This is a genomic window from Lentimicrobium sp. S6 (assembly GCF_013166635.1).
Lineage (GTDB): Bacteria > Bacteroidota > Bacteroidia > Bacteroidales > UBA12170 > UBA12170.
In genome coordinates this window covers 1-7,958 of record NZ_JABKBZ010000122.1, presented here as the reverse complement: position 1 = coordinate 7,958, position 7,958 = coordinate 1, and the positions used below count along the sequence as shown (strand labels likewise).

The 7,958-nt window shown below is 30.7% G+C and carries 5 protein-coding genes; all 5 read left to right on the top strand.

All coding sequences use genetic code 11. The features are described from left to right. Nucleotides 1-532 precede the first annotated feature (532 nt). Nucleotides 533-3,652, top strand: coding sequence for an SIR2 family protein (locus HNS40_RS21250; protein ID WP_172284729.1), 3,120 nt, complete (start codon nt 533-535; stop codon nt 3,650-3,652). A 108-nt stretch (nt 3,653-3,760) separates the two neighbouring features. Next, entirely contained in the window at nt 3,761-4,726 is a 966-nt protein-coding gene (locus tag HNS40_RS21245) for an ABC transporter substrate-binding protein (protein WP_172284728.1), read from the top strand. Further along, complete coding sequence (locus HNS40_RS21240) at nt 4,710-5,345, top strand: ATP-binding cassette domain-containing protein (protein ID WP_172284727.1); 636 nt, start codon at nt 4,710-4,712, stop codon at nt 5,343-5,345. Before HNS40_RS21245 ends, HNS40_RS21240 begins: the two co-directional genes overlap by 17 nt. Next, nucleotides 5,335-6,105: an ABC transporter permease gene (locus tag HNS40_RS21235; RefSeq protein WP_172284726.1), complete on the top strand. Its 771-nt coding sequence runs from the start codon at nt 5,335-5,337 to the stop codon at nt 6,103-6,105. Before HNS40_RS21240 ends, HNS40_RS21235 begins: the two co-directional genes overlap by 11 nt. Then, a complete protein-coding gene (locus tag HNS40_RS21230; RefSeq protein ID WP_172284725.1) occupies nt 6,087-7,340 on the top strand; it encodes a hypothetical protein in 1,254 nt (417 codons plus the stop codon). Before HNS40_RS21235 ends, HNS40_RS21230 begins: the two co-directional genes overlap by 19 nt. The last annotated feature ends 618 nt before the right edge of the window (nt 7,341-7,958 follow it).

Genomic DNA, 7,958 nt, shown 5'->3' with positions numbered 1-7,958 from the left:
GACATTTTAAGTTCGAACTTTTTTGGCCGCTTAAAGAGTTTTTAAAATAAAAAATGCCCTGAAGAATGACTAATAATATAGATTTTAATGCTTTGATTATTTGGTGATTTGAAGGAGATGAAACCTATAAATTGAAGAGTTCAAAACGCTTGGTAACAAAGGCTCATACATAATGTGGGTTTTGTAGTAGAATAGAACATATAAACATAAAATAAACATCGGAGTAGGCAGATAGATAATGGCTTTGAAAACCACACTATGCATAGCCTAGGACGTTGTATGCAAGGCTGAGAAACCGAATTACACAGAAATAACCGGATTGAAAATATGAAAAAAAGGATTGAAAATGTTGGCTCTTTGATTGGAGGTTGGTGCAAGAAAAAATTAGTTTTTGCCAGCCCGCTTCTGCCCTTCGGGGCAGATTGGGAAGCCGACGCACATTGCACACTTTCGCAAATCGCGCAGGCTGTCCCTCAAACCAAAATTTGCAAAAGAGTGCAATTTTAGCCAACCCACAAAATGATTTAAGATTATGGAGATACCAAAGCCGTTACTTGACCAGATTAAAGAAGGAAATGTAGTGCTATTTTTAGGTTCAGGTGCTTCTGCTGGAGCTGAACATCCGAAAAAGACACCACCACCTCTAGGCAATCAGCTATCTAACCTTATAGTTGAAAAATTCCTCACTGAGGATTACAAAGACCAGTCGTTACAATATACATCTGAGATAGCAATATCGGAATATGACTTGTTGACTGTTCAACAATTTATATATGATGTATTTGAGCCATTTAATCCAAATGAATATCATAAAAAAATCCCAAATTATGTTTGGAAATCTATTGTTACAACCAATTATGATTACATAATAGAGAGAGCTTATAGTCAAAATAAAAAGCCATTGCAACAATTGGCAAAATTCATTAAAAATGGAGAACGGATTAGAGATAAGCTAAAATCAGTTAAAGATTTACCTTTTTTGAAAATTCATGGTTGTATTTCAGATATTAATGACATAAATACTCCTTTGATATTAACACCCGACCAATATATAACGCATAAAAAGAATAGGGATAGGTTGTTTCATCGAGTAGAGGAGTTAGCCTATGAATACACATTTTTGTTTGTTGGCTTTAGCTTTGCAGATTATGATATTCGAGCAATATTGCTTGAATTAGGAAAATTAAAAGATGGACGCCCCAGGTCATATATGGTTGGTCCGTGCATAAAAGATGCTGAATCCAGAATGTGGGAAGGAAAGAAAATTACTTCGATAAAATCTACGTTTAGTGATTTCTTGATTCAACTTGAAAAAGAAATTAGTCCAGACAAAGTTAAATTAGCTCTAGCCAAACCTATTGATAATGATATACATCCGATATTTAATAAATCATCAGTTAGTTTAACTGACCTAAGGCCGTCTGAATCTTTATTGAATTTTTTAACCTATGATATTCAATATGTGCATTCTAGATTAAAAGATAAAAATACAGACCCAAAGGAATTTTATAAAGGATATTTCGAAAATTGGGATCCTATTCTAAAAGAATTGGATGCTCGCAGAAATATTACTGACACGATTCTTTACGAAGTATTCCTAGACGATGAAAGCCATGCTAAAGATGATTTTCAATTTTATCTACTTCAAGGATACGCTGGTTCAGGGAAATCTGTATTACTTAAGCGTTTGGCATGGGATGCCAGTATTGAGTTTGAACGTATTTGTATTTTTTATAATAAGAACGCTATCATTAAACATGAACCAATTATTGAGTTATGTAACTACTTAAAAGAAAGGATTTATATATTCATTGATAATATATCTGATTCAAGTGAGGAAGTAGTTTCATTAATCTCGAAAATAAAGAAGGACAAACTGCCAATTAGCATTATTGGAGCTGAACGAGTAAATACGTGGAATACTGAATGCGAAGACTTATGCAATTACTTAACAGATGATTACCAGTTAAAATATCTTAATGATAAGGAAATAGAGAGTCTTCTTGATAAACTTGAACAGTATGACTCTTTAGGTTATTTGGCAAACAAATCGAAGGAGCAAAGAATCGAAGCTCTTGCATATAAAGCAGGGCGGGAACTACTTGTTGCTTTGTATGAAAGTACTTTAGGAAAGCCATTCTCTGAAATAGTGGTAGATGAATACAATTCCATAACAGATGAAACAGCAAAGTCACTTTATTTAACAGTTAGTATACTTCATCGTCTCGGTACCGAAACCAGAGCGGGGTTAATTTCACGGGTTCATGACATATCATTTTCGCATTTTAAAGAGAAACTCTTCAAACCTTTAGAATTTATTGTGTTTGACAGTAGAGATTACCGAATAAATGATTTTGTATATAGGACAAGGCATAAGCAAATTGCAGAAATAATCTTTTCCGAAGTATTGTCGGACAAGCAAATGCGTTACGATGAATATTTGAGAATTCTTTCATGTTTAGATGTCGATTATGAAAATGACAGAACAGCATTCCTCTCCATGACTAAAGCAAGGAACTTGAAAGAAAATTTTTCAGACCCAGAAATGATAAGAGAATTATACAAAATAGCTTCTGAAAGTAATGGAGATGACTCAAAATTAATGCAGCAGGAGGCTATTTTTGAAATGACAGCAAACGGAGGAAATATTAATACGGCTGAGAGTTTGCTTTCTGAGGCGATTAAAATTTCACCTAATGATTCTATAATTCAACATTCTTTCGCAGAAATAGCATTTGTTAAAGCTGAAAAGTCAAAGCATAAATTGGAAATAGATAAATATCTAAAAGATGCTGAGGATATTTGCAAAAAGCTAATCTCAAAATTTAAGGATAAACCACATCCATATCATACTCTATTGAAGATTCATATATTTAAAATTAAGCGTATAATTGATGATAATGACCCGCCTTCAATTGAAAGAGCTATTAAGGAGACTGAGAAAATTTTTGCTAGTGCGAGACAACAATTCCCTGAGCAAGAATTTATTCTAGAAGCAGAGTCTCAATTTAATAAATTATTGAATAATAAGCCAGAAGCAATAAAACTGCTTGAAAGGGCTTTTGAGTTAAATAAAAGAAGTCCATATCTATGCCTAAGGTTGACAAATCTTTATGAGCAAAATAGAGATGATGAGAAAGCCAGAGGTATTATGGAAGAGACATTAAGGTTAATTCCGAATGATAAAGATGTTAACTTCCGATATGCTATGAATCTTACCAAAGATAAGGTTCCAAATCTAGAAACAATTAAACATCATTTAAAACGGTCATTCACAAAAGGTGATAGCAGATACCAAGCTCAGTTTTGGTTTGCTAGAACAATATATCTGCTTGGAGAAATTGATGATGCTAACTTATTGTTTGACACATTAAAATCAATAAGTATAATACCAAAACTTAAAAGTAAACCTAGAGGCAAAGTAAGGCATAATGGACATTTAGTTTCATTCAAAGGGACAGTATACAAAATAGAATCGAAGTATGGGTTTTTGACAAGAGATGCAATTGGGGATAAAGTTTATTTTTATCGTTATGAATTCGGTGCAAAGTATGACGCAATTTGGGATAAGATAACTGCAAATACAAGAGTTACTTTTAACTTAGCTTTCAATTATAGAGGTGCTGTAGCTGTAAATATAAAAATTGAATGACAATCCATACAGTCAAATACATATGCAATTCGCACAAGCAAATGCATAATGCAAAAAAAAGTATAATTTTACCTTTACACACAAAAAAGATAAACTAAATCAATAATCATGAGAAAATCTGTAATAACAATAGGAGTATTCTTAGTAATTATACTTTTTGGGGTTAAATTCTTTATTAAGAAAGAGGTTTATGATATTAAAATTGTTACACCTCCTTCAATTATTGCATCACTTCCTCATTGGGTTGCTGAAAAACAGAATTTATATGAAAAATATGGACTTAAAGTTCATACTGTGGATTTAACTAACAGCAATTTGATGATTACCGCACTACAAGGAGGAGACGCAGATGTTCTTCCTGCCGTTTCATTGGTAGATGTAATAAATCAATCAACAAAGGTTACTTTAAATCCTATTATTTTCTCTCATAGTAGGATGAAAGATAATCCCCCATTTGAAGCGCTAAGCGTAATGCGAGGTAGTTTAATTAGTAACCTAAAAGATTTAGAGGGGAAAAAAATTGGAGTATATCCTGGAATAACTTCAAAGACTGCTGTAAAAAACTTTTTAATTGAGAATAATGTAAATGTCTCAACTATTGAGTTTGTGCCATTACCGCCACCTGAACATATTAAAATGATGCAAAGTGGGAATATTGATTGTTCGCATATATATGAACCTATGAAAACCTCTAATTTAGAAGATGGTAAAACAAGATTAATTTCAAGTTCCGTTTACGCACATTTTAATAATCCATCTGCAGTTGGAGTAAGTGTAATATCCCAGAATTGTTATAGAGACAATAATGCGGCAGCAACTAAATTCCTTCAAGCATGGGATGAAGCAGTAGATTATATAAGAGAAAATGATAAAGAGGCTAGAGGTATATTAATTCAAAAACTAAATATATCAAAATCAGTTGCAATGAAAGCTACATGGGTTGATGTAACCAAAACAAATGAGTTCTCAAAGGATTTAGTTATTGCAACAATCAATTCTTATAAAAAGATTGGCTTAATTGATAGTACATTTCAAATAACAAATGAATATTTTATCGATGCTCCAAGTAGATAATTTATATTTTAAATATTCTAATGCAGAAAATTATTTATTAGACAATATTTCCTTTACTATTGCGGGCGGAGATATCCTTTGTATTGATGGGCTAAATGGTTCAGGTAAAACAACCTTGTTGAAAATCATCTCTGGATTTATTGATTCGAGTTTATATGATGGTTCGGTTAATTTTAAAAGTAATCTTAATTATATATTTCTACCTGCTGATTTAAACTATTTTTTATTGCCTTGGTATTCATTTGAAGAAAACATCTCTTTTTTTAATACAGCAGGAAAATCATTGAATTGTATAAACAGTATTAATGAAGGCAAAAAGCTTCTGAATAAGCTTAAAATAGAAAACTTTCAAAATATTAAAACCCGTAAAGTTTATCAATTATCAAGTGGCGAGAAAGCATATCTTAGTTTAATATGTGCTCTTATAAAAAAACCAAAATTACTCATTTTAGATGAAATTTTTTCGAATATTCATTTTGAAAAGTCAACAGAGATAATAAAACACCTTCAAAATGAGTTTATTACTCCATCTTCTGCAATAATATTTACTTCGCACAACCTTGAAATTGCGGATTCCTTCTATTCAAAAAAAGTTAAAATTACAAGATATGAAGGTTAAGATAGAGCATAGAAATACAATTCTTAGAATTATACTCATACCTGTATTTTTGCTGGTTTGGCAAATATTTTATTATTTGAATTTATTTGAAGGTCAGATACCAAGTGTAATCAGTGTATTCAAAGTCTTCTTTAAGTTAGAAAATTCCCTTGAAATAATGTCCCATATAGGTAAGACTCTTTACATTTTCATACAATGTCTAATTTTAGGTAGCATCTTAGGTTATACGATTGGGGTTTTAATGGGGCTAAATAAAATAATCAATATTATATTTTATAATTTTTTTAATGCTATAAAAAGCATTCCGATAACAATCTTGTTACCAATTGCATTTATTGTATTCAAACTATCACACTTTTTAGTTCCTTTGTTATCACTACCTGTCATTGCTATTTTAGCAGTTAATATTTCAGACGCATGTAACAATATTAACAAAAACAGGTTTGAAATTATTTCGTTAATTAAAATCCGCAAATATGAGTATTTCAAACACGTGATATTTTTCGAAACCCTCGAAGTGTTTTTCTCTACTTTAAGAGTACTTGTAACATATGTAATTGCCGTTGAAATTGCTTTAGACTATTTTTTAAATTTAAATAAAGGAATAGGCTTTTTTATTTATAAAAATTATTCTGGCAGTGTAGAATATTTACCAAAAATGTATGCAGGCATAATCGTTGTTGCAATATTAGGCATTGGGTTGATTAAAATATTGGATTTAATATCAAAAAAAGCAATTTTATGGAAAAAGCAAATATAGAAATTGAAAGATTCAAGAAAAAAGCCATGTACTATAAGAAGGCTTTGAATCTATGTCCAGATGCAAGAATATTAGAAGTTTTTAATATAATTAGTGTACTAGATGGTTATGTTAAGGATAATGAATTAGATAAGTCAAGTCTTTGTATCGTTGATTTAATGTCAGGAGACGGATATCTAACTAAATATCTTCATAAAGCAGGGTTTCGCAACATTCATTCATTTGAGGCTTGTAATGAAATGTCCTTCAATTCTGAAAACTACAATAATTCAGGTATAAAATTATATTCAATACCTGAAATTCTAGAAATTGAAAAAATAATTTGTAACCTAAAACCTCAAATAGTAATATCACTAGCTTCATTCCATCATTTAATTATTCATGATAAACAAGAACCTAAAAAAGTTAATACAATAGAAAGTCTAAATCTTCAAGAAAAAGTAATAGATATTTGTATGAGGAATTTAGATGATAATGGATTATTACTAATTACCGATATCTATGACAATGTTGAATCGATTGAAGAATACATTACATCCATACCTTTTTGGAATACTTTTGACAGTTCTAAGCTTCTATATAATACACTTAATGAAACAGAAATATCCACTATTAAAAAATCCAAAAATCAAAGTAATTTTAATTCAATTATAGACGAAAAATTTACAAAATATTCATTTCGTAGAAATCCATCAATTAATTGGTTTCGGCAAATTGTTGATAAACAGACATCGATTGGTCATAGTGATTTTGCAATAAATAGAAGTTTAATAGAGTATATTAAAAGTAATTACATCTATAGATTTAGCACATTTGCATGTCCATGGGTTTTTGATAACAAGGGGCATTTAAAAAATTTTTTACTTAACAAATTTGGATTTAGCATTGATGACAATAGTATAATTTCTGATAATGAAGTGTTAAAGGAAGCAGATGCAATTAATGGAATTACTGACATTCAAAATAATAGGGTTCTGTTTGGGTGGAATTTATCAATGACTATTTTATCTAAAACAGAAACAATCTATAAAAAGAAAACTAATAAAAAGCGTACTGTATTTATCTTGCTATTGTTACTTCTTATATTAGTCATAAATATCGTAATGAATCTAAGTTTTAAACTTTACAATAAAGAGCTAATAGCAATTACAAACAGTCTAAGTTTATTACTATTAGGTTATTTACTTCCTGAGGCTTTTTCGTTCATTAGTAAAACCATATTTAATCAAAAATGATATTAAATAAGTAGTAATGTAAATGTAATCGAAGAAAATGCCAACGCTAAAATACATACACATTGCCAAGTCGCTCAAAAAACCAAGCGCACATCCAAAACTTGTCAATAAGTATGTCTTTTCCATCGCTTTTTTGCCGACCCTAAAAACTATTTTTTTCTGGAACAGAAGTGCATATTTTTAGCGGATTATGAATTGTAATAAAGAGATAAATGACTAGTAATGAATAAAGCCCAGCATACAACAATTAAGCATCGTTTTCAGCCCTAAGCCGTGGAGCTAAGCATTTGCTTATGGCCAAGAGGGGCTGAATATGTGCTGTGTGTTGAACCTAAACCGGCAACGAAGCCGTAAAGCCTACCTTTTATATTGTGGAATCAATTTGGGCAATGATATCTCCACAGCTCTTGTGTAGTTATTTTTTTTCAATTTTTTTCTAGCAAATCTTAGAAGTATTCAAGAGCTTTTCTGTTTTTTGATTTTAGCAGGGCCGTTATTCTGATTATTTCTGATTTTTTGATTGATTGATGCATAATTCTTCCATTAAGATGACTCATATTCTTTTATTGTGTTGATATACTTATACTTACTTTCAAAGGTTTAGTGTTTTCCGGAGGA

Coding starts and splice junctions, on each gene's coding strand:
- HNS40_RS21235 (WP_172284726.1), top strand. CDS start 5,335: ATGAAGGTTAAGATAGAGCATAGAAATACAATTCTTAGAATTATACTC.
- HNS40_RS21250 (WP_172284729.1), top strand. CDS start 533: ATGGAGATACCAAAGCCGTTACTTGACCAGATTAAAGAAGGAAATGTA.
- HNS40_RS21245 (WP_172284728.1), top strand. CDS start 3,761: ATGAGAAAATCTGTAATAACAATAGGAGTATTCTTAGTAATTATACTT.
- HNS40_RS21240 (WP_172284727.1), top strand. CDS start 4,710: ATGCTCCAAGTAGATAATTTATATTTTAAATATTCTAATGCAGAAAAT.
- HNS40_RS21230 (WP_172284725.1), top strand. CDS start 6,087: ATGGAAAAAGCAAATATAGAAATTGAAAGATTCAAGAAAAAAGCCATG.